Raw genomic sequence first — 25,161 nt, 5'->3', positions numbered from 1 at the left:
ATGAAAGAGAAAGAGATGATCTTTGGCATTCGTGCCGTGATTGAGGCGGTTGAAGCCGGGAAAGAGATAGACAAGGTTCTGGTAAAGCGTGAACTCTCAGGAGAGCTTTTCATGGAACTACAACAACTGTTGCACGATCATGAGATTCCGATGCAACGGGTGCCAGTGGAGCGTATCGATCGTGTCACACGCAAGAACCATCAAGGGGTGATTGCTTTCACATCGGCGGTTGCCTACCAGAAGCTGGAGCACATCATCCCGCTGCTGTATGAACAGGGGAAAAGCCCCTTGTTCTTGCTGCTTGACGGAGTCACCGATGTGCGTAACTTCGGAGCGATTGCCCGCACATGCGAGGTTGCAGGTGTCGATGCCATCGTGATCCCGGCGAGAGGCAGTGTGTCGGTAAACGCCGATGCGGTAAAAACTTCTGCCGGGGCGTTGCATACCATTCCTGTATGCCGTGAGCAGAGCCTGAAAGAAGCGATCATCTTCCTGAAGAACAGCGGGGTGAAGGTGGTCGCTGCTACCGAGAAGGCGGCTGCCTTCTATACCGAGAGCGATCTCACCGTACCGGTTGCCATCGTGATGGGGGCTGAAGATACCGGGGTAGCCACAGATCATCTGCGGGTGAGCGATGAACTGGTGAAGATACCGCAATTCGGCTCCATCCAATCGCTCAATGTCTCTGTAGCCGCAGGCGTGCTGATCTACGAAGTGGTGAGACAGCGAGGGATTTCATGAAAGAAATAATTCAATAGAAAAACCATGAACAAGAAAATTATTTTCACTGAAAATGCTCCGGCTGCCGTTGGGCCTTATAGCCAGGGAGTAGAGATGAACGGGGTGTTGTTCCTGTCAGGTATGTTGCCCATCGATCCGGCAACAGGGGATCTTGTCTCCGGCGGTGTTCGGGAACAGACCACACAGATATTCGCCAACATCCGGCAGGTGCTGGCTGCTGCCGGAATCAGTCCGGAGCAAATCGTGAAGACCACCGTCTTCCTGCATGACATGTCACTCTTCGGCGAGATGAACGAGGTGTATGCCGCACAGTTCAACGGCAACTACCCAGCTCGTTCGGCTTTTGCGGTGAAAGGATTGCCTAAGAATGCACTGGTGGAAATTGAGGTGATTGCAATGCGATGAAGACGCTTGGAAACATTATCTGGGTGCTCTTCGGTGGCATCTTCATCGCCATCGAGTACATATTGGGCAGTGTGGCACTGATGATCACCATTATCGGCATCCCCTTCGGATTGCAATCGCTGAAGCTGGCCGAGATGGCTCTATGGCCTTTTGGCAAGAAGGTGAAACAGAGAGAATCGGCATCCGGCTGTCTCTCCCTGCTGATGAATGTGATTTGGTTTTTCGTGGGAGGAATACCCATCATATTGACGCATCTCCTGTTCGGAATCCTCTTTTACATCACCATCATTGGCATTCCCTTCGGGAACCAGCACTTCAAGCTGATGAAGCTGGCGTTTACTCCTTTCGGCAAAGAGATCGTGTAGTATTGAGCACAAGACGCAGCAGCATCATTCAATGATCGTCGGTAGATCCTGTTCATCTTCCTCTACCGGTGGTTCCTTCTTGACCATGAAAGCGCTGATCTCCCAGAGCATGTAGATGGGAATGGTGACCACAATGAGTGAGAAGGGGTCTCCCGACGGTGTGATCAGTGCCGCTGCCAGGAGCGCTCCCACCACCGCATGACGACGATATTTGCGGAAGAAAGGCCTGTATACCAGCCCCAGGTTAGACAATAACCAGAAAACCAGTGGCAGCTCAAAGACCAGTCCCATGATCAGGATCAGGGTGTAGAAGTTGCTCATGTAGGAGTCGAGGGAGATCATGTTCTCGATGGAGTCACTGAGTTCAAAGGTAATCAGAAAGCGGAAGATCAGGGGGAACACCACGAAGTAACCCACCATAGATCCAATGACAAACATAAATCCACCGAACCCAAAAGCAGTCTTCACCCCTTTGGCCTCATTCTCATAGAGTGCGGGGCTGATAAACTTCCAAAGTTCATACAATATGTAGGGGATGGTGCAAAGCACACCAAAAGCGAGCGAGGTGGAAATATAGGTCATGAACTGAGTGGTCATGCTGATGTTGAGAATCTCCACTTCAAATGACTCTGCCGAAAAATCGGGCAGAAAAGGGATAAACTCACCTGCTTTTTCTAGGAAACGGTAGGTGACGAAGTCGGATGAGCGTGCAGCCAGGATGACGTTGTCGAAAATCCTGGGTATCAGGATAAACCCGGCAATGGAGAAAGTGACCACTGCGATAATGATTCGAATTAGTGTCCACCTGAACTCTTCCAGATGATCCCAAAAGGACATTTCTTTCTCTGTCATGTATGCCTGCGCGATATCGGTTCAAGCACCCCCGATGCTACTTCTTATCGGTGGTTGAGTTGCTGTCGGTGGGGTCTGTCTTGATATCCTCTTCAATATCGTTCAATCCCTTTTTGAAGCTGTTGATGCCTTTCCCCAATCCTTTCATGAATTCAGGAATTTTTCTCCCCCCGAAAAGAATGAGAATGACCAGTACAATGATGGGTATCTCCCATCCGTTTAAGTTAATCAGCAGTGGATTCATAGATCTCGATTGTTTGTTGGTTGAATGATTTGATCGATTTGTGATGCAAATGTATAACTTATTTGCGTGAGTATGTCGGTTTTTAAGATAAAGTTTGATAACCGACAGGTGTCAGCATCACTCTTCAGGGTCACGGATGATCAAATCCATCCGGATGGGCAGGTGATCGCTGAAGCCCCCCAGAAAACGTGGCCCCTGGTTTGTGCGAAAGGGTTTCATGCCGTAATAGCGATTGTCCTCTTCCAGTAAAAATGGAGCCTCAAAGATCTCCGCATTCCCCCCCGAGACGGTGACACTGCCATCCGGCATCAGAAGGTTTCCGCTGACGATGAACTGATCCAGCACTTCCCACCTCCCCTGATACTTATAGGTCCCTTTTTCATTGTTTGAGGCGGTCTTGTAAAAGAGGTTGTAGAGCTCTTTATTTTCCTTGTTCCCCTCACATCTTTTAGCCCCAAGCACTCCGGAGAGACTTTTGTCTTCAGGATGGTCGTTGAAGTCCCCCATGATCAGAATGTGGGCATTCTCGCGTAAGTTGAAGATGCTGTCACACTTCTGTCGCAACAGGCCGGCGACCTCGAAGCGTGCCTGTTCGGTCTGCCGGCGCCCCTCACTGCGTGAGGGGAAGTGGCAGACAAACAGATCAAGGGTATCGCCGTTAATCACCTGACCCACTGCATGCAGGATGTTGCGGGTGGGTCTCCGACCCTGTTGTCGGAAGGTAATCACATATTCATCTCTCTCCAGCAGGCGGAACTGATGTCGTTGATAAAGAAGTGCCACATCGATGCCCCGTTCGTCGGGTGAGTTGGTGATGATGTATTGATACCCCTGGGCACGCAGCGGAGAGCGATTTGTGAGGTCGTAAATGACGCTGTCGTTCTCAACCTCGCACAAACCGATCAGTGCCGGAGAGTACATCTCACCCACAGCGGTGATCACCCGTGTGAGGTTGCGCAGCTTTGTCCAGTATTTGTAGGGTGTCCAGTGCATGAAACCCTCCGGCAGGAACTGATCATCCTCTTTCAGTGTGTCGTTTCGTGTGTCGAAAAGGTTCTCCACATTGTAAAACATCACACGAAAGGGTTCCTTCGAGAAGGAGAGAGGGGCGAATGCCAGCCAGCAGAGAATGCATGAAAGGAGCAATCGTTTCATCACAGCTGTGGGGAAGGTTTGCTTACACCGCTTCCAGTATCTTCACCAGGTAATCCCAGAATTTTCCAACAGAGGAAATCTTCATTTTCTCATCGGGAGAGTGCACATCGGTCATGTCCGGACCAATGGAGATCATGTCGAGTGTGGGGTATTTCTCCAGGAAGAGTCCGCATTCCAGTCCGGCATGTATGGCTTTCACCTTTGCCTCCTTGTCGTAGAGTTTCTGGTATTCCTCTTTTGCCAGTTCCAGAATAGCCGAATCAGGGTTGGGCTTCCATCCCGGATATCCTTCACTGTGGGTTACCTTCGCCCCTGCAAGGGTGAAGACCGAGGAGACCATCTCCACCACGTAACGTTTTTGTGATTCCACCGAGCTGCGCTGGCTGGTGCCTATCTCAATCCGCAGGTCCGGAAGCATCTTCACCGATGCCAGGTTGGTGGAGGTCTCTACCAGTCCCTCGATATCGCTGCTCATGCCAATCACCCCGTGCGGACAGGCGCAGAGCGAAAGCAACAGCTTCTCGGTCGTTTTCCGGTTGATCACCTTTGAAGGGATAGGCGCCGATTCGAGATGCAGATCCAGGTTTGGCTCTGTATGCTTGTACTCATTTTGCAGATCTGCAAGGAAGGTGTTGACCTTAACCCTGATCTCTTCCTTGTACTTCGCCTTCACACCCACCAACGCATAGGCTTCACGTGGAATGGCATTGTGCAGGTTTCCGCCACCGATCTCTGAGAGCAGCATGCCATATTTCTTGCCGGTGAGGGACTTCAGGAAGCGGGAAAGGATCTTGTTGGCATTTCCCAGCCCCTTGTCAATGTCACTTCCCGAATGCCCGCCGCGGAGACCCTTCACCTCAGTGCGGAACCAGAAATAACCCTTTGGCGCCTCTTTTTCCTTGTATTTGAAATATGCGCGGGTACCCTTGCCCCCGGCACAACCGATGTAGATTTCCCCCTCCTCTTCGGTGTCGAGGTTGATCAGGATGTTACCGGTGAGGAACTCCTTCCCAAGAGAGTAGGCTCCCGTCAGTCCGGTTTCCTCATCTACCGTGAAAAGCGCTTCGATCTTGCCGTGAGCGATGTCGTCGGCAGCCAAAAGAGCCAGTTGTGCGGCAACACCAATGCCGTTGTCGGCTCCCAGCGTGGTACCGTTGGCCTTGATCCAGTCACCGTCGATGATGGTTTCGATGGGATCGTTGTCGAAATCGTGCTCCACACCACTGTTTTTCTCGCAAACCATATCCACATGCGATTGGAGGATCACTGTGGGGGCTTCTTCTCTACCCGGGGTTGCGGGTTTGGTGATCAGTATGTTTCCTGCCTGATCCTGTTTGACTTCCAGTTGATGCTCTTTCGCGAAGTTGAGCAGATAGGCCAGAATGCGTTCCTCTTTTTTCGATGGTCTGGGTATCTGGGTGATGTCATGGAAGTAATGCCAGATGGCAGTGGGTTGTAGTTCTTTTATGGTCATCATTTTTATATTTTTTGATGGTTATGCAGACGATAAAAATACGATAAAAAACGGGTGTGGACAAAATATTTAGCATCTTTAAGCCAAAAAAGTGCTGTTTAATTGGCTAATTGGACTATCTTTGCGCCGTTAAAAACCGGATAATATGATTAAAATCGCATTAATTGGAATTTTTATCCTCTTCATCGCTATACTGTTGATGGGGGTGAGGGTTTTCTTCTCCCGCAAGGGCTCTTTTCCAAGCCTTCACATTGGTGAGTGCCAGGCAATGCAGGAGAAAGGTATTCACTGTGCCACATCACAGGACGCCGAGATGAACAGAAGAGAGAGTCCAATAGAGAAATTGTTGAAATCACAAAATTTATAAATCCGTTACAATGAAGAATTCTACTCCTTACATCGTCAGCGGTGTGCTGGCGGTTGCCCTAATCATTCTCTACATTTTGCACTTCACCACAGGCAGACAGGGAAACAACCCCTCCGGCACAGATCTTTCCCTGTTGTTGAATGATTCTTCCATTACCTTGCCTATTGCCTATGTGAATGTGGATTCCCTCTTGATGAACTATAACTTCGCGAAAGATTTGAATGAATCGCTGTTGCGGAAAGAAGAGAGCACCCGTGCCACACTCAACCAGCGTCAGAACCAGATCAACTCGGCTGCTCAGGAGTTTGAACGCAAGTTGCGCAACAATGCTTTCCTGAGTCAGGAGAGAGCACAACAGGAGCAGGAGCGGATCGTACAGATGAACCAGGAGTATCAGCAGCTTGCTGAACGGCTCACACAGGAGTTCATGCTGGAACAGGAGAAGCTGAACATTCAGATGGAAGATACCATCAAAGCCAGGATGATTGAGTTTAGCAAGGATAAGCATTTTGAGATTATCTTCAGCAACCGCACCACCAGCACTGTACTTTATTCTGATAAAAAGTATGACATCACCAATGAGGTGATCACCTTTCTGAACAACCGGTACGGACCCGCCACTGCCGCAGCCAAACCGGAAGAGTGAAATAAATGATTCATCTGAAGCGATGATCATCTATAAGGTTCTTACTGCAAGAACCTTATTTTTTTGTGCTCATGTGCAGATTGTGAAGAGACACAGAAACAGGTTGTTGCATGTAATTCTTTATCCGGCCCTACTAAGGATAGCGGGAGATGGCACCTCGATGCAACTGAAAAATCAACGTGATGGATGATGAATTTCTTCTGAGATTTGGAGATTCGGGGTTGATTGACTACTTTTGTGCCAAAGTGTAAGCATATCCTGACATTATTCTAATTTTTCGCCGTATGATGGTTTTTGACGTTGTTGAGATTATCAGTGCCTTTTTGGTTTTGTTCGCAATCATAGATGTGACCGGTTCGGTGCCCATCTTCCTGAATCTGAGAAGCCAGGACAAATCAATTCACCCGGAAAAGGCGGCTACCTATTCGCTTGTCATTCTGATTGGTTTCCTCTTCATCGGCGAGTGGATCCTGAAACTTTTTCAACTTGATATCTCCGCTTTCGCGGTGGCGGGTGCAGTGGTGTTGCTGATCCTCTCCATTGAGATGATCTTCGGGGTGGAGATCTTCAAGAACGATAGTAGCAGCACCGACAACTCTTCTACTCTTTTCCCTGTTGTATTCCCGCTTATTGCCGGTCCCGGGAGCTTCACCACCCTGCTCTCCATGCGGGCGGAGTATCACATCATCAACATCATCCTGGCGGTAGTGCTCAACCTGGTAATCGTTTATCTGGTGTTGCGTTACCTCGATCTGGTGAAGAAGCTACTCGGTGAGAGTGGTGCCTACATCCTGCGCAAGTTTTTTGGCGTGATCCTCATGGCTATCGCTGTGAAGCTGCTCACCTCCAACCTGAGTGTGCTGATTGCCTCTGTCAATGGTGGTATTGCCTGAAGGTGTGCCTTTCTATTGTTGATTCCCCATATCACACGATTCAATTAACTCAACCAAATTATCTTGAGCAGGAGTAGACAAGATGCTTGTCTTACGCCTATCCATGACCGGAAATCCTCAAGTTTCTCTTTATTATCCTTTAACCAACTTTCCTGTCACAAACCTTCAGATTCGTGAAAAAATCTGTATCTTTGCATATAGATTTTGACAAAAGTCTCTGTTTGGGTATCAGCCTATCTGGCAATCATTTAGCAAACAACAAAGATAATTACTATAAAATTCAACAACATGAGAATCGTAAGTATTTCAGGAAGAGAAGTGTTGGACTCCAGAGGGAATCCGACCGTGGAAGTGGATGTATTGACCGAGTCAGGTGCTTTTGGTCGTGCTGCTGTTCCATCCGGTGCTTCAACCGGTGAGAACGAAGCGCTGGAGTTGCGCGACGGCGACAAAGGCCGTTACCTTGGCAAGGGTGTGCTGAAAGCCGTGACCAACATCAACGAGGTGATTGCCCCCGCGTTGCTGGGGATGAACGTGCTGGAACAGACCAACATCGACGCCAAGATGCTGGAATTGGATGGCACCAAGACAAAATCGAACCTGGGTGCCAACGCATTGCTGGGTGTTTCTCTGGCGGTGGCAAAAGCAGCTGCCGATTACCTGGGTCTGCCCCTCTATCGTTACATTGGTGGTACCAACACCTACGTGTTGCCCGTTCCCATGATGAACATCATCAACGGTGGTTCACACTCAGATGCCCCCATCGCTTTCCAGGAATTCATGATTCGCCCCGTAGGCGCCAACTCTTTCAGAGAAGGCCTCCGCATGGGTGCCGAAGTGTTTCATTCACTGAAGAAGGTGCTTCACGACAAGGGGTTGAGTACTGCTGTAGGTGACGAAGGCGGTTTTGCTCCCAACCTGGCCGGTGGTACCGAAGAGGCTCTTGAGTCGATTCTTAATGCAATCAAAAATGCCGGCTATGCTCCTGGTAAGGATGTGATGATCGGTCTCGACTGCGCTGCTTCTGAGTTCTACAAGGATGGTATCTACGACTACTCCAAGTTTGAAGGAGCCAACGGCAAGAAAAGAACCCGTGAAGAGCAAGTGGCTTACATGGAAGAACTGATCACCAAGTACCCGATTGACTCGATTGAAGATGGTATGGATGAAGGCGACTGGGATGGCTGGAAGCTGCTCACCGAAAAGATTGGTGACAGGTGTCAGCTGGTTGGTGACGACCTGTTCGTAACCAACGTTGAATTCCTCGAAAAGGGAATCAAGATGGGTTGCGCCAACTCAATCCTGATCAAGGTGAACCAGATCGGCACGCTTACCGAAACGCTCAACGCCATCGAGATGGCACACCGCAACGGTTATACAAGCGTTACCTCGCACCGTTCGGGTGAAACCGAAGATGCCACCATCGCCGACATCTCTGTTGCCACCAACGCCGGACAGATCAAGACCGGTTCTTTGAGCCGCTCCGACCGTATGGCCAAGTACAACCAGCTGCTTCGCATCGAAGAGGAACTGGGTGACCGTGCCGTTTATGGTTACAAGAAAATTAAATAAATAGAAATTTTCAACCCTATTCAAAAAGACTGCCTCAATTTTGAGGCAGTCTTTTTTTTTGTACAGGTATTTCGCCTGTTTTTGGAAGCTCTTCTTATATTCTAAGCTTATGAGCCTGTCTCAATATTCAAATGAGATGGCTTTTTTTCATTCCATCCACGAAGATTCGCCTTATATGGCTTTTTACTGCGTATCAATTCAGTCGTAACTGACTCTAATATGGTTCGAATCTATTAGAACCATATTAGAACCATATTAGAACCATATTAGAACCATATTAGAACGAGATTAGAACCTGTAGCGAAGATGGTAGGCTGTTTCTTCCTTAAACAGGGCTACTCAAACTGGTACGTATAAACAGAAAAAGACCGTCTCATCATATTACATGAGATGGCCATTTTTTATTCTTTTGTGAAGGCTGACAAAGCAAATCCCTGTAACCAAATGATTACAGGGATTCAGATTTATCTCCTCGTACCCAGAGCCAATACATAACCCCTCTAAAAAAAGGTTAACAAAGGAAACTAACACAACAGAAAAACAGCGATATAGCGATTTAACATTAAGGTTTATTTTCTCTTTATTGGATAATGATAATTTATTTAACGATACTATTTTGATACTTTTCGTTGGTTATGTACCCAACATTCATTATCTTTGCCAAAGAACATTAATTCCTGATGGTTATGAAAACAAGAAGAGGTTTAAAAAAGAACAACGTGGTATTAAGGGAGCGGGAGCTTGCTAACGGCAATATAAGCCTGTTTCTGGACACTTATAGAGGTGGGGCGCACACCTATGAGTTTTTGAAATTGTACCTTGTAAAAGCCCGCACACCGTTGGAACGGCAGGCAAACAAGGAAACAAGGGAACTGGCTGAACAGATAAGGACGGAGCGGGAGAGAGAACTCAATCACACACAACACGGCATGGTTTCACCGACAAAGAGGAAGGTTGCCTTTTTTACTTTTGCTGATAACTACATTTCTAATTACCAAAAGAAAGATATTCGGATGGTGCAGGGTGCAATAAAAAGGTTTAAGAATTTTCTGACCGAAGAACAACCGAAGCTAAACCAAAAGACATTAAGAACTGACCAGATAACAAGCCTGATGATGACTGATTTCGTACAGTATTTGAAAGGTAGGAGCGTGGGAGAGGGCGCACACGGGTATTACCAAAGGTTTAAAAAGGTGCTTCGGAGGGCTGTTGCCGAAGGGCTGATAAACAGGATGCCAACGGAGGGGGTGATATTCAAAACAGACGAGGGGGCAAGAAAGGACATACTAACGAATGATGAAATAACACAGATAGCACGCACCGAGTGCCAAAGCGATGAAGTAAAGCGAGCTTTTCTCTTTTCGTGTGTTACTGGATTGCGTTTCTGTGACGTTAATGATTTAAAGTTTAGCGATATTGATTTCGGGGCAGAGCGGATGACCATAGACCAGCAAAAGACGGGCAAGCTTGTAACCATTGACCTGAACAGAACAGCATTAAAACTTATCGGTGAGCAGAGAAGCCCAGAGGAGAATGTTTTTTATCTACCAAGCCACACCGCGTGCAATAAGACGTTAAAAGCATTGGTGAAGCGTGCAGGGATTAGCAAGCATATAACGTGGCATTGCGCACGCCACAGTTTCGCCGTTAACCTGTTGACGTTAAAGGGGGATAACAAGCCTGATATAAAAACATTATCCGCAACACTCGGGCATACAAGCCTGAAACATACGGAGAAGTACACACGTATAGCTGATGACCTAAAAAAGAAAGCAATAAATTCCCTTCCTGACTATCTTTAGGGGTGCACCCCCCTATGGGGGTGGGCTGAATTTGGGGCTTCCATACGACACAAATTTTTCCCCGATTTTTCCAAAATATTCGTTCCCGATGGTTGATAACTTCCCAGATAAACGTTTCTTATTTTCATTTATTTTGCGTATATTCGTACTATTGTCACCTGATAAATAGGTAGATAATATAGTATTAATTTAATTTGGTGATTTATGGATGAACTGATGGAGCGGCTGGAGAGGATCGAAAAAGGGGTGATGTTGCAAAAGAACGTGCTTACATTTGAGGAAGCTGTTATGTTCACGGGATTGGCTAAAAGCTACCTTTATAAACTTACAGCAAGCGGTAAGATACCTTACTACAAACCCAGCGGGAAGCTGATTTATTTCGACCGGTCGGAGCTTGAACGGTGGATGCTAAGAAACCCCATTAAGACGGCAGACGAAATAGAGCAACAAGCCGTTAACTACTGCCACGCTAATAAAGTGAGCTAATAACCTTCTCAACCAAAGCAGCAGAGTGCCCAGAGCACCCGCTTGCTTATACCATCAAAACACAAATTTCCCCCCGATTTTTCAGAAGCATTCCTGTTATTTTCTTTTGTTGGCAAAATAATTGAAGCGGTTTTTTCATCAATGGGGAAATATTCTACACTATGAGCCGAGGTCGCACCAAACGACCGATGCTTCGCACCTATATTAACACACTATTTAACAGACATATAACAATAGGCGGTACCGAATGACTTGTTTGGCGGCGGTCGGCAGGGCAAAAACGCTTGCCTATTTGATTCCTTATTCTTACATTTGATAGTTAATTAATATTAATTAATGTTATATACTAATGTAATAAAGAGGTATTAATATGGAATACAATGATTTAGCGAACAAAGAGGTTCTAACGGTCGATGAAGCGTGCATCATCACAGGTATGTCAAAGATAACGATTTACAACCTGATTAAAGCGGGTAAGATTCCCGCTAACAAGCCGAGCGGAAAAATGATATTCATAGAAAAACAGGCTTTAATTAACTGGCTTTTAGGTAAATAAACACAATCCAAAAACAAAATTCACAGAGTAATGGCAAGAAAGAGTAAGAGCGAGAACGCTCCGTTGCTGATAAGACTTGAATCTATCCCCTTATTCAGGGTACTGACAGCGGAAGAGGCGGGGGAAGTAATGTTTGCAATCTTCGATTATCGTATAGATGGCGTGATACCAACCTTTGGCGATAGAGCGAAACAGATGATATTTGACACGATGCGACAGGCAATAGATGATGACGTGGAGGCGTACCGAGAGCGCTGCGAAAAGAACGCCAAAGCAATTCAGGAATATTGGAACAGCGTTAAGGCAAAAGGGGATGCGGTTGAACCCGAAACAAAAAACGTGGCAAATGAGCCGGGCGAAAAGGAGATGAAGTATAAACAACTCGCCTATGAGGGTGACAATGATATGCCCTTCTGACTTGTATACGTTTGTATACGTTCGTATTCAAATGCTACCAATACAATACAAACAATACAAACAATTCAGTTTTTATAGATAGAATAGAGAGAAAGTTTTATGCAAAAATCGAGAATAAGTTTTTTCAGCTACTACGGTAGCGAGCCGAGAGATACCAACCTATGGTGGTGCCTGATGAATGACAGGTATCGGGCAAAGGTCGAAGCAATAAGGACAATGAGCGATGCCGATATGCGCTCGAAGAAAAAGAAACAACTACCTGGCTTCACCCCTTCGGGCTTGTTTAGCGAGCGTAAAGCCAAAGGGCTGATTCAGCATAGCGGATATATATGCCTTGATGTCGATGCCAAAGATAACCTACATATCTCCGATTGGCAAAGATTCATTCACGATGTCGGAAGCAAATATCCCTTCATTGCCTATGCGGGATTAAGTGTTTCGGGCAAGGGTGCTTTCCTCATAGTGCCGATAAAACACACCGAGCGACACACCCAACACTTTGATGCCCTTGTCGCTGATTTAAACCCTGATGTTATTGTTGACCGAAGCGGGCGGGATGTGAGCCGTTACAGGTTTATGTCGTATAACGAAAACCCATTTATCAAAGAGGATGCCGACACCTACGACAAGTTAATCGAGCCGATTAGAGCAGAGCGAAAGGACTATGCAGGCACAGACAGAGGGATTCAATTACTCTATGATGCTATAATGGCGAGCGGTAAGAACATTACCGAGCGGTACAGCGATTGGCTTTCGCTTGCCTGTTCCCTTCGGGATGTTCCCAATGGCAGGCAGATGTTTCACGACCTTTCTTCAATGGATTCACGATATAACAGAGAGCAATGCGATGAGCAATTTGATGCTATTTTGAGAGGAAAGGGCTATTCGATTGCTACGTTTTTTTGGTTGGCTAAAAATTACGGTATAACGATTGGGAGGTAAAAAAAATGAAGGACTTGAAAAATGAACTGATAAAAAAATACGATATGCGTTTTTTGCGCTCCACAAAATGGAATGAGATTTATCACTCCGATGATTTTGTTTTGATTTGGAATAGGGACACCAACCTGATAAAACTAAAACCCAACACCTGATGGAAGACTTTTACTTTGATGATGACTTTGATGATGACTTTGAACCCCAAAAAAGTTTTAGCGACATACTCTTTGAATTGGAGCGCAACGGAACAATATTACAGCAATGGGAGAGCGGTGCACCCGATGAAAATGCACCAACAAAAACAAAAACCAATGAACTATGAAAAAAGAAAAACTATTCAGCGATGAGATTTTCAACGAAAAAATCTTTAATGACACAAAGAAAAAATTTGAGTTAATGTCGGAACAGCTTCCCGACTTGTTAGCTTCCATTTCAGCAGAGGGATTGCCAACGGATTGGAAGTTTATAGAGTCAATTACCCATAACGAAGGGGCTTTCAGAGAATGGGTTGATAAGCAGGGGCAAGAGAGACAAAGGGGTAAATTCCTCACAGTTGCCGAGATACAGCGCAACGCTGATGAGTTGAATGAGTTCTATTCCCGATTGATTCCCGATGTGAATGCTATTCGGCGAATGAGAATAGCACGGCTTCCCCTTATCCCTGTTGATGACTCTATTTCGGTGGATATGGAGAAAATAGACGAACTTGCAAAGAAAGAAGCGACAACAAAGATTGATGCTTCAAAGATGCAAGCGTATTGGGAGCAAGTAAACAAGGTAGTGGAAGCGATTGGCGACCTTCGGAACTATGAAGAAAAGAATGGCTTGCCTGACTGTACTTTTAACCCTGCTTCCATATCGATGGGAATGCAAGGCGTTTACATGGCACCACCGAATTTGTCTGTAAAGGAATTTAAAGACAAGTTTTCCACACCCGAAAATTTTCAAAATATATTCTTAAACACTTTCAAAAAGCAATAATATGGAGAACAAAAATGAAGCCCCTGAATGGGCTAAAGAATTAATCAACACCGTTAATGAACTTAAACAGAGGGTTGACACCACCTACCCCGATGCGGAAAAGAAACAAAAGCCCGACTTTTCTGCCTTTATCGAAAAATTGAAGCTAACGGGGCAGATACCTGATGATAAGTAAATTAACGCTGGCGGGGGGTTTATCCCCCTGCCTTATTTAAACAGATATGAACCTGACATTTTACAAAGAACCTTTTCACATTCCTGATGAGTGGAAAATCACCCTTTGGCGATATAACCTTGCGGGTAAATCCCCGCTTTCGGAACAATATACCGAACCGAAAAAATGGGATAAGAATGCAAAAGCCGTTTCCGCTGATAAACCAGGCATTTTTTGCGTACAGGAGGGGCAAGTCTTAACAGGATATGCCAAGTTTATTTATTGGGGTTTTGTTGATTGTGCCAAGGTGAATTTTCTAAAAATCGAAGCAGACAAAAGAGACATTTTATTTATTAACTCTAATGAGGTTGCAATTTCGAGGGGCAACATTGTTGAGGTGCTGACCCACAAACAATTTGGGAAGCGTTTCCCTGTTTTCCCTCACGTCACTAATGTAATGCTTCGGAAGGATGGGATTGCCTATTACAGAGAGGGGTGCGCCATGATGCGGGAATATTTCAAAGAAGCAGAACTCACAGGGGAAGGGGTTTTTTCCTTACCTGATGGATTCCCTCACTCTTTGAGAGTTGACAAAGGGATAAACTTGTTATGCCGAAAGATGGCGGTAAAAAACAACGTTAGTGCTTTCGCTTATTGGCACGACGTGATGAAAAGCAAAGACCACGACCCTGAACACGGCGAGAGGGCTTCGGAAGTGATAGAGCAGAGCAGAGGGCGCAACAAATTAGAGATGGTGGATGTTGACAGGCTTTCTTTTGCTTGTAAGCATCATTCTACAATGTTAAGAAGCGGTGATACCTTAATAGACATTTGCTTCGATGCTGACCGTTTGGACTTGCCATATAGAGGTATCACACCCGACCCCGATTTAATGGCGACCGAGATAGGTTCTTACTATGCCGAACATTACGATGAATATTTGAGGGAGATAATGAAAACAACAATAGAATAGTGCTTTTGGTTTTTGTGTTTTGTCTGTGTTGGAGGGGGAGACGGTTGTTTCCCTCTCTTTTTTAAAACAAGCCATTTTAAGGCGTTTTAAGCTATTATTTTTATTCGGGCGGTATCTATATATTCAGAGCATGTTAAAAGTGTCACAGAGGGCTTTAAAATAAGCGTGAGGGGCTATTAAAGATATATCCTTAACATAGGTTGTTTTTAACATTTCAAAAACGCAACATTCCACCCACAAAGATAGCGATTGTTTCTTTCGGTTTAACTACTCAAACAATATTCCTGCAAAATAGTGTTTCAATTAAACTTCGGATAACGTTTTTCTGTTGCATTGTTATATATTTATAAAGCTATTGCACAGCATTTTAAAGCTGTTTATCTTTGCCGAATAACTTAAAAAAATGATGTTATGAATGAAGAATTGACTAAAGCGTACAAAGACATTAACAGAGCTTCCGATGTTGTTGGTGATGTCATGGCTGGAATTTATAGCGGTGATGAACACGATGAAGTAATGGAGAACTTTCTATTGGCGATTGACCAGGCGAATGATGAACTGACTAAACTTGTCGCAAGGTGCATTCGTTTTGAATTGGATTAAAAGAATGGCGGGAGATACTTCCCGCTTTTTTAATGCCGTTAATATTATCTATAATGGTATCAAAGCGGAACACCCCGTATAAATCAACACATTAAGGAACAAAGTACTCAAAATGAGGCTCACCTGAAAAAGTAGAGAGTTCCGATTTTCGGAAGTCTGTATCAATCCACCATAAGTGGTACTATTCAATATGAACAGAGCCAAAAACCATGGACTTCCCGAGTTGTCAATTTGACACTTCGGGAAAATCACCCAAAACCATTGTAAAACAGTACGATAAGGAGCAGAGTATTCAAATTGAACACTTTGTAAAATCAAGTGCCCAAGTTGGGAACTTGAAAATGAAGCGATGTTTAGTTGATGAGAAGCAACCGACCCATTCTCTCACTACCTGCCTACTCTTACCCTCCGAAGCCGATTTATTATATAGAACCATTCTAAATAAAAAGATATATCGTGCACGACATAACGCACGTATCACGTTAAAATAAAGATAGATAACACACCTTCTGGCAATGGTGCTAAATAGAATAACTGACATTCCCCCTAAAATATTTACAGAGCTTTCGCAAACAAATCAGCGACCGACCGATAACAAGTTGATTGATTCCTGACTGATATGTAGCTGTTATCCTGATGCCGTTGTTATTCTGATGATGCTATGGTGGTATCGGTGAAGGTGCTTCAATTATCTATGCAATTAAAGAGAGCGCAAAGGGCAAACAGGCCATTTTAAGGCGATTTAAGGCACGATAATTATTTTGAGTAGGTAGATATGCGGAAAGCCTTATAAATGCCACAGAGGGGCTGAAATGAAGCGAGAGAGGTATTTAACATTTTCCCCTGATGCTGGCGGGATGAAAATAGTCAATTTATTACTACCCAAAGGATGATGTTTTTTCTGAATATAACGGTTATAAATTACAGATACATTTTCACCTACAAACGATAACATCGGTTGCCTAACGTTACTATTTTGATACTTTGGATAAATAAACACCCCATAACCTATTGATTACAGGGTGATTACAAGGTTGAAACTGTACCCAGAGCCGGGATCGAACCGGCATGGAAGTGAATCCACTGGTGTTTGAGACCAGCGCGTCTACCAATTCCGCCATCTGGGCATTACCTGGAAAAGTGCCTGCAAAAGTAGCTCTTTTTTTGAGATAATGAAAGCTATCTGCCATTTTTTTACAAGATTCTACCCGGCTTTTTTACGCTGTTAGCGATATGTTTTGTATCTTTAAGGATGTAAATTGGAAGTCATGGAACAAATTGTCATTAAAAGTGTTCTTTACATAGTTTAAAACGCGACACAGGTTGAATTAATGAGAGATATATCCCTTCAATTTATCAAATTTATATAATCTTAGATATGAGAAACAAACATAATTATTGTGTAATCATGAGCGGCGGTGTAGGCAGTCGTTTCTGGCCATTCAGCAAAGAAGATAAACCGAAACAGTTCCTCGATTTTTTTGGCACAGGACGATCACTGTTGCAAAGTACTTACGACCGGTTCAAGAAGATCGTTCCACCGGAGAATATCTACATTGTCACCAACGAAGCCTATGCCGCGATGACACAGCAACAGCTGCCAGAGTTAAGTGAAAACCAGTTGCTGCTGGAGCCGTTGCGTCGCAATACGGCCCCGGCCATAGCGTTCGCTTCCTACCGCATTCATGCGGTTGACCCGGATGCAAACATCATTGTGGCCCCTTCCGATCACCTAATCCTGCGGGAAGACCTCTTCGCATCGGATATGCGTAACGGACTGGCATTCGTGGAAAAGAATCCGGTACTCCTCACGCTTGGCATTAAACCCAGCCGCCCCGAGACAGGCTACGGATATATCCAGGTTGATGGGAGCAACAGCGAAGGGATCGGGAAGGTGAAAGCATTCACGGAAAAACCTGACCTTGAACTGGCGAAAAAGTTTCTGGAGAGTGGCGAGTTCATGTGGAACTCCGGCATCTTTCTCTGGAATGTGAACAGCATCCTGGATGCCTTCAGAAGCTATCTCCCCGATGTGGTTCAGAAGTTTGATGAGGGCAAGGAGTCCTTTAACACCCCTCGTGAGAAACAATTCGTGGATGAGACATTTCCTTTCTGTCGCAATATTTCCATCGATTATGGAATCCTTGAAAAAGCAGACAATGTCTACGTCAATATTTCGGATTTCGGATGGAGTGACCTGGGCACCTGGGGGGCCCTTCATGAGATTTCCGACCGTGATGAGAACAACAATGCCAGTCTCAATTGCAAAGCCCTCTTTATTGAAAGCAATGACAACGTGGTGGCAATGAGTGATGACAAGCTCGTGGTGATACAGGGCCTGGATGATTTTATTGTAGCGGAATCGGACAACGTGCTACTTGTATGCAAAAAGAGCGAGGAGCAGCGAATCAAACAATTCGTGACCGATGTCAAGTTCCGATACGGTGACGAATATGTGTAATGACATGATTATATGACTCAACTTACATAAAAAAGGATCCGGCAACTGCCGGATCCTTTTTATTTTGGTGATACAGGGATTGAATCAATTGCTGTAATCGATGACGACCACGTTGAATGAGTTGGGTTTCACTGTTAGCTGTAACTTGTTTCCCTGCATGGTTTGGTAAGTTGACTGAGGCAGAACAACAGCGGGGTTATCCAGGCTGTTTTCTGCATCCAGCGCTGCCGCGAGGGTGATCACCTCCACTTGCTGATGCAGTTGTGACTTCTTATCCGGTCCCTCCAGTCTGATGTTGAAAACCCTCTTTTCTGTTGATACATTGCTCAGTTTGATGATGATCTCCTTTTTATGCTTGTCGATCACCGATGAGGCGTACAATCCCTCCTGACCCGTGAGCGGGGTTTTGTTCAAGGTGAGGGGCAGTACATGTGTGCCTGCATGATGTCCATACAATTTCTGCACATAGTAGTTCGGTGAACGAACCACGCGCAGGTTGTCGAACCAGATCAGGTCCGGGCGCCATTGCCAGGCATCGACATGTGCCAGGAGGGGTGCGTAGGTTGCCATGTGGACGATGTCAGCGTTCCGTTCCAGGCCGGTCATGAATGATGCTTCGGTGAGTGCAGACTCAAAGTTGTTGGCTCTGGTCTCGTGGTGGCTGGCATATTCACCTGCAAATACCTTTGGACCCTGGCGGTCGTAGGAGTCATAGCGGGCTGCATTGTCGAGGAACCACTGCGGGGGACGGTAGTAGTGTTCATCCACCAGGTCCACTTTCAATCTCTTCATCTCCGGCCAGAGGTATTCAAAATCTTTCCCTTCGGCTTGCGGGCCTGAACTGCCGATTATTTTCATCTCCGGGTATTGTGCACGAATAGCCTCGATAAACTTCTCAAGACGGGCGGGATACTCCGGTCCCCACTGTTCGTTACCGATGCCGATGAACTTCATGTTGAACGGTTCGGGGTGTCCCATCTCAGCCCTTACCTTGCCCCATGTGCTGGTGGGGTCGCCGTTGGCAAACTCAATCAGGTCAAGAGCATCCTGAATATAGTCGCCCAGTTCACCGATTGGCACGTGACAATGCTCGCCATCATTCTGGTACTGACAAGCCAGTCCCACGTTTACCACCGGCAACGGCTCTGCTCCCATATCTTCAGCAAGCAGGAAGAGCTCATAGAAGCCCATGCCATAGGTCTGGAAGTAATCCGGGAAGAACCGATGTGCGAAGGTGTAGTGCCAGCGATTCTCGTTCAGCGGGCGGTTTTCTACCGGACCTACCGATTTCTTCCAATCGTAGCGTGTTTCCAGGTCGGTTCCCTCTATGATGCAACCACCGGGGAATCGGAACAATCCGGGGTTCAGCTCGTCGAGTGCCTCCACCAGATCACGTCGCAAACCGTTTTCCCTGCCCATCCATGTGTCGGTGGGGAAGAGAGAGAGATGTTCCAGGTCGAGTGGTCCCTCGGCGGTGAGGAAGATTCGCAACATCGCTTTGGATTCCTCTTTGGGAGAGGTGAGGATCACCTCATATTTCTTCCACTCAGGAGAGCTGATGGTCAGTTCCTTCCTCACGAAAGCCTCGTTGTCACTTCCCACCAGTTCGATACGGATCTTTTGTTCCGGCTGCTGGCCGCTGTTGCGGGCCCATACAGAGAAGCGATAGCTGCCCTCTTGCTTGATGCCGATGCCACGGAAGCCCTCGTTTTCCAGTCCGGTGTGTTTGTGCGCATGCCCGGAGTAGTCCAGGCGTACATAGTGGGGGTTTCGTTCAAACGGTCCTCCCTCGTTACGCACCTCTACGTTTCCGAAGATATTCCATCCCATCAGGTTTTGTGGAAAATCGAAGGAGCGGTTTTTCACCAGTTCGGCATACAAACCACCATCTGCTCCGAAGTTGATATCTTCGAAAAAGAGTCCATACATGGTGGACTGTATTTCCGCACCTGTTTTTTTTGCGTCTACAACCAGTTCGTACTGATTTGGTTGTGCGAACATGCCTCCGGAGAGACAGATCATCGTTAAAAATAAAAAGATTTTCTTCATTGCTGTTCGTTGGTTTTATTGCGTGATACTTTTCATTTCGGGTTCACTGTAAATGGTTCACTGAGTAGGCGGACCTCTGCAATTTTGCCGGTGTTGCTTTCAGCATGGGCTGAAAATTTCACGGTGAGCTGTTTCTCGTTTGTCATCTCTTCCGGTAGTGTGATTAACAGTTCCTGTTGCTCCGATCCATGCATGCCGTTGAGAGAGAGCGACTCCAGTTGTTGGTCGTTGACAAGTATGTCGAAGTTGCGTGAGCGGTCATTGTCGAAGTAGCTGATGTAGAGATAACGAGCGTTTTGTTTGTCGTTCTTCATCTGATAGCTGAACCATCCCCTTGCTTCACGCCAGTGAACATCTTCGTTCACACCGGTACGTGATCTATCTGTTGCAATGAAGTGATCCGATTCAGGTTGCTGTTCACCACATACGACCCTGTCGAGGGTTATACCGTTCAGCTCGTTTCGTCGGGCTTCCTCTTTCTCAATTGCCTTGTGGATTGCTTCTGCCTCCTCTGCGGTAGCCTGCGGCCAGTAGATGATGTAGCGGGACTCATGCAGGCTGAAGAAAGGGATCAGCTCCATGCCATCGGCGTAAGCATCCGGGTATAGACTGGAAAGGTGGAAGGTCAGTGGTTTCCCTGCTACCGGTGTCACCAACGAAGGCAGTTTCGCGGGTTCACTCACTACCAGCGGTATCTGTTTCAGCGGTACTTGCGGCCCGTGGGCAATATGTCCTCCACGGCTGTCATCCGCAAAGAGTCCGGTTTGTTGCTCGTCAGAAGTTTTGGCGGCCAGTATGATGGGCCCATAGGCAAAGGAGTAGTAGTTCGAGTGATCAGGGAGCTGTTCCACCCTCACGCTCATCGGCATCTCCATCACCACCTTGTCTCCTTTACGCCAGCGCCTGTTGATGGCCAGATAGCCATCTTTCTCTGTTGCGTTGTATTTTTTTTCATTGACCTTGATCTGTATTCCTTCACTCTCTGCCCACTGGGGAGAACGCAACATCAGCGTGAACCGTTTTCTGCCGCGAGGGTTGATTGTGATTGATGTGCTTCCCTCATAGGGGAAATTGTTCTCCTGTATGATCTCTGTCTGCCGTTCTTTCCATTGCAGCCTGGAAGGGATGAAGAGATTGACATAAAGCGCATCTTCGGTATGTGCATAGATCATCTCCCCATACTTGGAATGGTTTTCGATGCCCGAGCCCACGCAGCACCACATGCTGGTGTGGGGTTGTGAGTAGACACGATAGTGTCCGGGGCGCATCTGCGTGAAATAGACCAATCCACCTGTGTGTGGGTTTTGCGAGGAGAGGATATGGTTGTAGAGGGCACGTTCATAGTAATCGATATAGCCTGATTCGGGATCAGTGCGGTAGAGCATCGAGGTGAGCCGCAACATGTTGTGTGTGTTGCAGGTTTCGGGACCCTCAACAGAGGTGATCATGCGTGAGAAATCATCCACATGGTTGAAGTGCTCCGAAACGCTGTTGCCGCCAATCGATACCGAACGGTTGGTCACCACGCTTTCCCAAAAGAAGCGTGCGGCTTTGTCCCACGACTCGTTCGCTTCCAGGTCGGCAATCCGCTTGAAGCCGATTACCTTGGGTATTTGTGTATTGGCATGCATGCCTGTGAGCTCGTCACGCCCTGCCATGAGTGGATCCAGCACATGGTTGTGAGAGAATCTATGTGCCAGTGTGAGGTACTTCTCCTCACCGGTGATGGCAGCCACATCGGCAAACACCTCATTGAGGCCCCCATGTTCGCTGCGGAGCATATCCTGCATCTGTTCATCGCTCAGGTCAGCTGTTAGATTGATGGCCCAGTCGCTCATCGCCACCAGCATATCCCGTGCATCCTTCTTACCGGCAACCAGGTAGGCATCTCTGAGACCCGCAAAGGTCTTGTGTATGTTGTAGAGGGGCACCCACCTGCCGTTGAGACTGAATCCACCGGCATCTATCTTGCCTGCTGCAATCTCATCCCACACAGCCTTGCTGCCGGGAACGCCTCCGATATAGCCGTTTCCGTTTGCCTGTTGACACCGTTTCAGCTCGGCGAGCATGTAATCCAGTCGCGATTCAATCTCACTATCACCAGTGGCAGCAAACATCTGCGCCAGGGCGGAGAGGTAATGCCCTCCGATATGACCGTCGAGACCACTGTTCTCCCAGTTGGTGTAGCTCTCCGCTTTGGGCTCGAGTCCAGCCTCCCTGAGAAAGGGAGCAAGCAGACGATCGGCGTCCATTTCCAGGAGATAGTCTCTGTTCAGATCTTCAGCATGCTTGAAGGGGCTCTCCAACAACCTCACATCCTGTAGCGGGAAATAGTTTAATTTCGGATTTTCCTGTGCCTTGGCGAGCGCAGCACAGATAATGAAAAGTAAGGAGATGTAGAAGTATTTATTATTCATCATTTCAAATTTGTGTTGTTGTTTCTCTTTAGCCTGATCACTGAAAATGAGTAGGCCGGTAACTGGTAATTCAGCTCCTCCGAGACGGATAGGGTCGATTCAACCGGTGTTACGGATTTGTCGTCCGGATCACCGTTCATGACAGTAAGGTTTGCTTCTTCACCCTGTGCAATATTCATCTCCGAGAGATCGATGGTTGAGGAGACATCTACCGGCAACAGATTCACCATCTTGATGATCAAGTCATTGGTTTCTGCATCCGTCACAAATGAAGATGCGATTCGTTTGCGAATATCTTCACGATTGTCTGACGCCACGATGAGGCTTGAATAATATTCATTGCCCGCATGATTTCCGAACAGCTTCTGTACATGATAACCGACAGTGGGTTTCACTTCACTGTTGTTGAAGTATATCAGATCGGGATTCCATTGCGTGTTGCCTTCTTTCGCCAACAGAGGGGCGTAGGAGGTCATTTCCACGATATCACCGTTGCGTTCCACATTGATCAGGTGGAGTGCTTCGCTGAGGGCCGTTTCCAGGTTGTTATGGCGGCCGGGCACATGCGCTGCATATTCACCCAGATATACTTTTGCTTTTGTCCGGTCGTACCGGTCGTAATAGTCCTGGTTGTTGAGGTACCAGCCGGGCGGTTGGTAATAATGCTCATCCACCAGTTCCACTCCCAGTTCGGTTGCCAGCTTCCACCCTTCGGTGTAATCAGAACCTTCGCTGAAAGGCCCTGCGGTACCAATAACTGTAATTTCGGGATAGTGCTTCCTGATGGCGTCGTATATCATCCTGAACCGTTCAGTGAAGATGTCGGAGATCAAATCTTCGTTCCCCACACCGATGTATTTCAGGTTGAAAGGTTCCGGATGTCCTGCCTCTGCTCGTTTCTTACCCCATTCCGATTTTGCATCGCCGTTGGCATACTCGATCAGGTTGAGGATCGATTGGATGTAAACATCCATCTCCTCCATGGGGATCCCTCCCTGTTGTCCCCCAATTACACAACCATGGTGAGCCGAGTTCTGACAGGGAACGCCGGCTGCAACCACCGGAATTGGTTCGGCTCCAATGTCTTCACAGAACTGGAAATACTCAAAATATCCCAATCCGAACGACTGGTGGTAGCCCCAGAGGTTGCGTTGTGGCTTGCGTGCTTCAAGGGGACCGATTGTGTTTTCCCAGCGATAGATGTTGCCGATGCCGTCGCCGTGCGCCACACAGCCTCCGGGGAAGCGCATGAACCGCGGTTTGAGGTCGGCCAACGTTTGTGCCAGGTCAGCCCGCATTCCGTTCTTACGTCCTTTGAATGTATTTTGAGGAAACAATGAGATCATATCGAGCTCAACTCTTCCTGTTTGCTGGGGCAGTAACTCAATGCGCGCATCGGGTGCAGTTGCGGAAACGGTGATCACCGCCTTCATTTTTTTCCATTTGTTGCCAATGCGACCTGTGGTTGTCTCACCATAGATTTCACCGTTCTTGCCGGTAAGGCGCACCTTGACAGGGCCTCTTTTTTTCTCCGGGCTCCGGGCAAAGAGTGACAAGTCATATTTCTCTCCCACCTTGACCGGTATCCCGTTGAATCCATCGTTGATCAGTGCAACCCCATTATGCTCAATCTCCAGCACTGCGTAGTGGGGGTTGTTGGGGTGGATGGGAGAGAGGGAGTCGATATGAAATGCATCCATATGGGTTGAGGACCAGGCATAGCGGTTGTTCCAGGTTTTATCATTTCCCTCCTTGTCGCTCAACGAATATTCAAATCCGCGGTTTTGTACCAGTTCCGCATAGAGGCCGCCGTCAGCAGCATAGTTGATGTCTTCATAGAAGATGCCAATCAACAGGTCACTGATCGATTTCTTCTCCTTGCTGTCAGGAGTAATGTTGACGGTAATTGGATTGCGAAACTGATCGGGGTTCATGGCTACCCTCTCACTGTTCAGCAACTGCTTATATGCAGTTTCCCTTTGTGAGCTGAAAAGCCGGTTGACCTCTTTCCATGATACCCAGTGAACCGTCCCTTTCTTCACTGCACCTCCGATTGTGAGTTCACTCCTGTTGTCCGGATGCTTATCCAGACCGGTTGCGGGAGAGAAGTGTCTGAAATCGTTGGTGAAGCTTTTGAAGAGCCCTTCGGTGGGATTATCACTCTGCCAGATGATGTGAAACCCATTTTTGTGTGGATCGTATTCGATCTCAGGGTTCAGGCAGTTTCCTCCGGCCATCAGTACCGGGTATGATTGCGGCTTCCAGTAAACAAGATCGGAGGAGACCGTATGGGCTACAGCGCCATCTTCGTGGTTCAGACTCCAGGTGCAATGCCACTCTCCATTGGGTGCACGGTAGAGGTAGGGATTGTACATTCTTTTCTGTGACCCCCACCTGCCGTAATCCGATCTCAGAAAGGTGTGGTGATGACCGATGGCATTCCATTGCAGTTTGTCAATGCTCCAGGCAAAGTAAAGACCGCTCCCGTTCTCTTCGCCGTAGGCGAAGAGATAGGCTGAGTCGGGTTCATTTGCATACAGATTCTTCTCTGTCGGTAGAACAAACAGGAGTGTTGTAATGAAAACCGGCAAGAAAAATTTTTTCATGAT

At 46.9% G+C, this 25,161-nt stretch carries 25 protein-coding genes and 1 tRNA gene; 18 read left to right on the top strand and 8 right to left on the bottom strand.

The window, feature by feature from the left end; genetic code table 11:
* Genes rlmB through JS578_05215 form a run of 3 tightly spaced genes read left to right on the top strand, consistent with a single transcriptional unit; the run spans position 1 to position 1,511 of the window.
* The gene (gene rlmB, locus JS578_05225; protein ID QRX64928.1) at positions 1-741 is read left to right on the top strand and encodes a 23S rRNA (guanosine(2251)-2'-O)-methyltransferase RlmB; all 741 of its coding nucleotides are present in this window, start codon (positions 1-3) and stop codon (positions 739-741) included.
* A 24-nt stretch (positions 742-765) separates the two neighbouring features.
* The gene (locus JS578_05220) at positions 766-1,146 is read left to right on the top strand and encodes a RidA family protein (protein QRX64642.1); all 381 of its coding nucleotides are present in this window, start codon (positions 766-768) and stop codon (positions 1,144-1,146) included.
* Positions 1,143-1,511 (top strand): YccF domain-containing protein, encoded by a 369-nt coding sequence (locus tag JS578_05215; GenBank protein QRX64641.1) that lies wholly within the window; start codon positions 1,143-1,145, stop codon positions 1,509-1,511. The genes JS578_05220 and JS578_05215 overlap by 4 nt, the downstream gene beginning before the upstream one ends.
* A gap of 24 nt (positions 1,512-1,535) precedes the next feature.
* Here the strand turns inward: JS578_05215 and tatC are convergent, their stop codons facing one another.
* From tatC to JS578_05195, 4 genes are all read right to left on the bottom strand, one after another.
* The gene (gene tatC / locus JS578_05210; protein QRX64640.1) at positions 1,536-2,363 is read right to left on the bottom strand and encodes a twin-arginine translocase subunit TatC; all 828 of its coding nucleotides are present in this window, start codon (positions 2,361-2,363) and stop codon (positions 1,536-1,538) included.
* Positions 2,364-2,400: 37 nt separating this feature from the next.
* Entirely contained in the window at positions 2,401-2,607 is a 207-nt protein-coding gene (tatA, locus tag JS578_05205; GenBank protein QRX64639.1) for a twin-arginine translocase TatA/TatE family subunit, read from the bottom strand.
* 117 nt (positions 2,608-2,724) lie between these two features.
* Positions 2,725-3,762: a hypothetical protein gene (locus JS578_05200; protein ID QRX64638.1), complete on the bottom strand. Its 1,038-nt coding sequence runs from the start codon at positions 3,760-3,762 to the stop codon at positions 2,725-2,727.
* A gap of 22 nt (positions 3,763-3,784) precedes the next feature.
* Positions 3,785-5,236, bottom strand: coding sequence for an aminoacyl-histidine dipeptidase (locus JS578_05195; protein ID QRX64927.1), 1,452 nt, complete (start codon positions 5,234-5,236; stop codon positions 3,785-3,787).
* A 145-nt stretch (positions 5,237-5,381) separates the two neighbouring features.
* Here JS578_05195 and JS578_05190 point away from each other — a divergent pair, with 145 nt between their 5' ends.
* From JS578_05190 to JS578_05125, 14 genes are all read left to right on the top strand, one after another.
* The gene (locus tag JS578_05190; GenBank protein ID QRX64637.1) at positions 5,382-5,603 is read left to right on the top strand and encodes a hypothetical protein; all 222 of its coding nucleotides are present in this window, start codon (positions 5,382-5,384) and stop codon (positions 5,601-5,603) included.
* Positions 5,604-5,613: 10 nt separating this feature from the next.
* Positions 5,614-6,249 (top strand): OmpH family outer membrane protein, encoded by a 636-nt coding sequence (locus JS578_05185; protein QRX64636.1) that lies wholly within the window; start codon positions 5,614-5,616, stop codon positions 6,247-6,249.
* 284 nt (positions 6,250-6,533) lie between these two features.
* Complete coding sequence (locus JS578_05180) at positions 6,534-7,142, top strand: MarC family protein (GenBank protein QRX64635.1); 609 nt, start codon at positions 6,534-6,536, stop codon at positions 7,140-7,142.
* Positions 7,143-7,430: 288 nt separating this feature from the next.
* The gene (gene eno, locus JS578_05175) at positions 7,431-8,714 is read left to right on the top strand and encodes a phosphopyruvate hydratase (protein QRX64634.1); all 1,284 of its coding nucleotides are present in this window, start codon (positions 7,431-7,433) and stop codon (positions 8,712-8,714) included.
* 686 nt (positions 8,715-9,400) lie between these two features.
* Entirely contained in the window at positions 9,401-10,516 is a 1,116-nt protein-coding gene (locus JS578_05170; protein ID QRX64926.1) for a site-specific integrase, read from the top strand.
* A gap of 204 nt (positions 10,517-10,720) precedes the next feature.
* Complete coding sequence (locus tag JS578_05165) at positions 10,721-11,002, top strand: helix-turn-helix domain-containing protein (GenBank protein ID QRX64633.1); 282 nt, start codon at positions 10,721-10,723, stop codon at positions 11,000-11,002.
* Between the two features lie 370 nt (positions 11,003-11,372).
* Positions 11,373-11,558, top strand: a complete 186-nt coding sequence (locus JS578_05160; protein QRX64632.1) for a helix-turn-helix domain-containing protein — start codon at positions 11,373-11,375, stop codon at positions 11,556-11,558.
* A gap of 30 nt (positions 11,559-11,588) precedes the next feature.
* Positions 11,589-11,975, top strand: coding sequence for a hypothetical protein (locus JS578_05155; GenBank protein QRX64631.1), 387 nt, complete (start codon positions 11,589-11,591; stop codon positions 11,973-11,975).
* A 99-nt stretch (positions 11,976-12,074) separates the two neighbouring features.
* Positions 12,075-12,917: a PriCT-2 domain-containing protein gene (locus JS578_05150; protein ID QRX64630.1), complete on the top strand. Its 843-nt coding sequence runs from the start codon at positions 12,075-12,077 to the stop codon at positions 12,915-12,917.
* Positions 12,918-13,068: 151 nt separating this feature from the next.
* Positions 13,069-13,236, top strand: a complete 168-nt coding sequence (locus JS578_05145; protein ID QRX64629.1) for a hypothetical protein — start codon at positions 13,069-13,071, stop codon at positions 13,234-13,236.
* Positions 13,233-13,895: a hypothetical protein gene (locus JS578_05140; GenBank protein ID QRX64628.1), complete on the top strand. Its 663-nt coding sequence runs from the start codon at positions 13,233-13,235 to the stop codon at positions 13,893-13,895. The genes JS578_05145 and JS578_05140 overlap by 4 nt, the downstream gene beginning before the upstream one ends.
* A 1-nt stretch (position 13,896) precedes the next feature.
* On the top strand, positions 13,897-14,070 hold the full coding sequence (locus JS578_05135; protein QRX64627.1) for a hypothetical protein: 174 nt from the start codon (positions 13,897-13,899) through the stop codon (positions 14,068-14,070).
* Positions 14,071-14,116: 46 nt separating this feature from the next.
* On the top strand, positions 14,117-15,022 hold the full coding sequence (locus tag JS578_05130) for a hypothetical protein (GenBank protein ID QRX64626.1): 906 nt from the start codon (positions 14,117-14,119) through the stop codon (positions 15,020-15,022).
* Between the two features lie 411 nt (positions 15,023-15,433).
* Positions 15,434-15,625 carry a hypothetical protein gene (locus tag JS578_05125; protein QRX64625.1) on the top strand — a complete coding sequence of 64 codons (192 nt, stop codon included), beginning with the start codon at positions 15,434-15,436 and terminating at the stop codon, positions 15,623-15,625.
* A 1,043-nt stretch (positions 15,626-16,668) separates the two neighbouring features.
* Here JS578_05125 and JS578_05120 read toward each other — a convergent pair.
* Positions 16,669-16,752 (bottom strand) — tRNA-Leu (locus JS578_05120).
* A gap of 251 nt (positions 16,753-17,003) precedes the next feature.
* Here JS578_05120 and JS578_05115 point away from each other — a divergent pair.
* On the top strand, positions 17,004-18,086 hold the full coding sequence (locus JS578_05115; protein QRX64624.1) for a mannose-1-phosphate guanylyltransferase: 1,083 nt from the start codon (positions 17,004-17,006) through the stop codon (positions 18,084-18,086).
* An 84-nt stretch (positions 18,087-18,170) separates the two neighbouring features.
* Here JS578_05115 and JS578_05110 read toward each other — a convergent pair whose 3' ends face one another.
* The 3 genes from JS578_05110 to JS578_05100 are packed head-to-tail and all read right to left on the bottom strand — an operon-like array spanning position 18,171 to position 25,158.
* Positions 18,171-20,135: a carbohydrate binding domain-containing protein gene (locus tag JS578_05110; protein QRX64623.1), complete on the bottom strand. Its 1,965-nt coding sequence runs from the start codon at positions 20,133-20,135 to the stop codon at positions 18,171-18,173.
* 32 nt (positions 20,136-20,167) lie between these two features.
* Positions 20,168-22,555, bottom strand: a complete 2,388-nt coding sequence (locus JS578_05105; protein QRX64622.1) for a glycoside hydrolase family 127 protein — start codon at positions 22,553-22,555, stop codon at positions 20,168-20,170.
* Positions 22,552-25,158 (bottom strand): alpha-L-arabinofuranosidase, encoded by a 2,607-nt coding sequence (locus JS578_05100; GenBank protein QRX64621.1) that lies wholly within the window; start codon positions 25,156-25,158, stop codon positions 22,552-22,554. Before JS578_05100 ends, JS578_05105 begins: the two co-directional genes overlap by 4 nt.
* Positions 25,159-25,161: the final 3 nt, after the last annotated feature.

It is taken from the genome of Dysgonomonadaceae bacterium zrk40, assembly GCA_016916535.1.
GTDB lineage: Bacteria > Bacteroidota > Bacteroidia > Bacteroidales > Dysgonomonadaceae > Proteiniphilum.
Note: the sequence above shows the minus strand (reverse complement) of the source record. Positions and strands in the feature narration are given on the sequence as shown.

Bases quoted from the DNA above. Each gene is read 5' to 3' on its own strand.
- rlmB (QRX64928.1), top strand. From the start codon at position 1: ATGAAAGAGAAAGAGATGATCTTTGGCATTCGTGCCGTGATTGAGGCG.
- JS578_05220 (QRX64642.1), top strand. From the start codon at position 766: ATGAACAAGAAAATTATTTTCACTGAAAATGCTCCGGCTGCCGTTGGG.
- JS578_05215 (QRX64641.1), top strand. From the start codon at position 1,143: ATGAAGACGCTTGGAAACATTATCTGGGTGCTCTTCGGTGGCATCTTC.
- tatC (QRX64640.1), bottom strand. From the start codon at position 2,363: ATGACAGAGAAAGAAATGTCCTTTTGGGATCATCTGGAAGAGTTCAGG.
- tatA (QRX64639.1), bottom strand. From the start codon at position 2,607: ATGAATCCACTGCTGATTAACTTAAACGGATGGGAGATACCCATCATT.
- JS578_05200 (QRX64638.1), bottom strand. From the start codon at position 3,762: ATGAAACGATTGCTCCTTTCATGCATTCTCTGCTGGCTGGCATTCGCC.
- JS578_05195 (QRX64927.1), bottom strand. From the start codon at position 5,236: ATGACCATAAAAGAACTACAACCCACTGCCATCTGGCATTACTTCCAT.
- JS578_05190 (QRX64637.1), top strand. From the start codon at position 5,382: ATGATTAAAATCGCATTAATTGGAATTTTTATCCTCTTCATCGCTATA.
- JS578_05185 (QRX64636.1), top strand. From the start codon at position 5,614: ATGAAGAATTCTACTCCTTACATCGTCAGCGGTGTGCTGGCGGTTGCC.
- JS578_05180 (QRX64635.1), top strand. From the start codon at position 6,534: ATGATGGTTTTTGACGTTGTTGAGATTATCAGTGCCTTTTTGGTTTTG.
- eno (QRX64634.1), top strand. From the start codon at position 7,431: ATGAGAATCGTAAGTATTTCAGGAAGAGAAGTGTTGGACTCCAGAGGG.
- JS578_05170 (QRX64926.1), top strand. From the start codon at position 9,401: ATGAAAACAAGAAGAGGTTTAAAAAAGAACAACGTGGTATTAAGGGAG.
- JS578_05165 (QRX64633.1), top strand. From the start codon at position 10,721: ATGGATGAACTGATGGAGCGGCTGGAGAGGATCGAAAAAGGGGTGATG.
- JS578_05160 (QRX64632.1), top strand. From the start codon at position 11,373: ATGGAATACAATGATTTAGCGAACAAAGAGGTTCTAACGGTCGATGAA.
- JS578_05155 (QRX64631.1), top strand. From the start codon at position 11,589: ATGGCAAGAAAGAGTAAGAGCGAGAACGCTCCGTTGCTGATAAGACTT.
- JS578_05150 (QRX64630.1), top strand. From the start codon at position 12,075: ATGCAAAAATCGAGAATAAGTTTTTTCAGCTACTACGGTAGCGAGCCG.
- JS578_05145 (QRX64629.1), top strand. From the start codon at position 13,069: ATGGAAGACTTTTACTTTGATGATGACTTTGATGATGACTTTGAACCC.
- JS578_05140 (QRX64628.1), top strand. From the start codon at position 13,233: ATGAAAAAAGAAAAACTATTCAGCGATGAGATTTTCAACGAAAAAATC.
- JS578_05135 (QRX64627.1), top strand. From the start codon at position 13,897: ATGGAGAACAAAAATGAAGCCCCTGAATGGGCTAAAGAATTAATCAAC.
- JS578_05130 (QRX64626.1), top strand. From the start codon at position 14,117: ATGAACCTGACATTTTACAAAGAACCTTTTCACATTCCTGATGAGTGG.
- JS578_05125 (QRX64625.1), top strand. From the start codon at position 15,434: ATGAATGAAGAATTGACTAAAGCGTACAAAGACATTAACAGAGCTTCC.
- JS578_05115 (QRX64624.1), top strand. From the start codon at position 17,004: ATGAGAAACAAACATAATTATTGTGTAATCATGAGCGGCGGTGTAGGC.
- JS578_05110 (QRX64623.1), bottom strand. From the start codon at position 20,135: ATGAAGAAAATCTTTTTATTTTTAACGATGATCTGTCTCTCCGGAGGC.
- JS578_05105 (QRX64622.1), bottom strand. From the start codon at position 22,555: ATGATGAATAATAAATACTTCTACATCTCCTTACTTTTCATTATCTGT.
- JS578_05100 (QRX64621.1), bottom strand. From the start codon at position 25,158: ATGAAAAAATTTTTCTTGCCGGTTTTCATTACAACACTCCTGTTTGTT.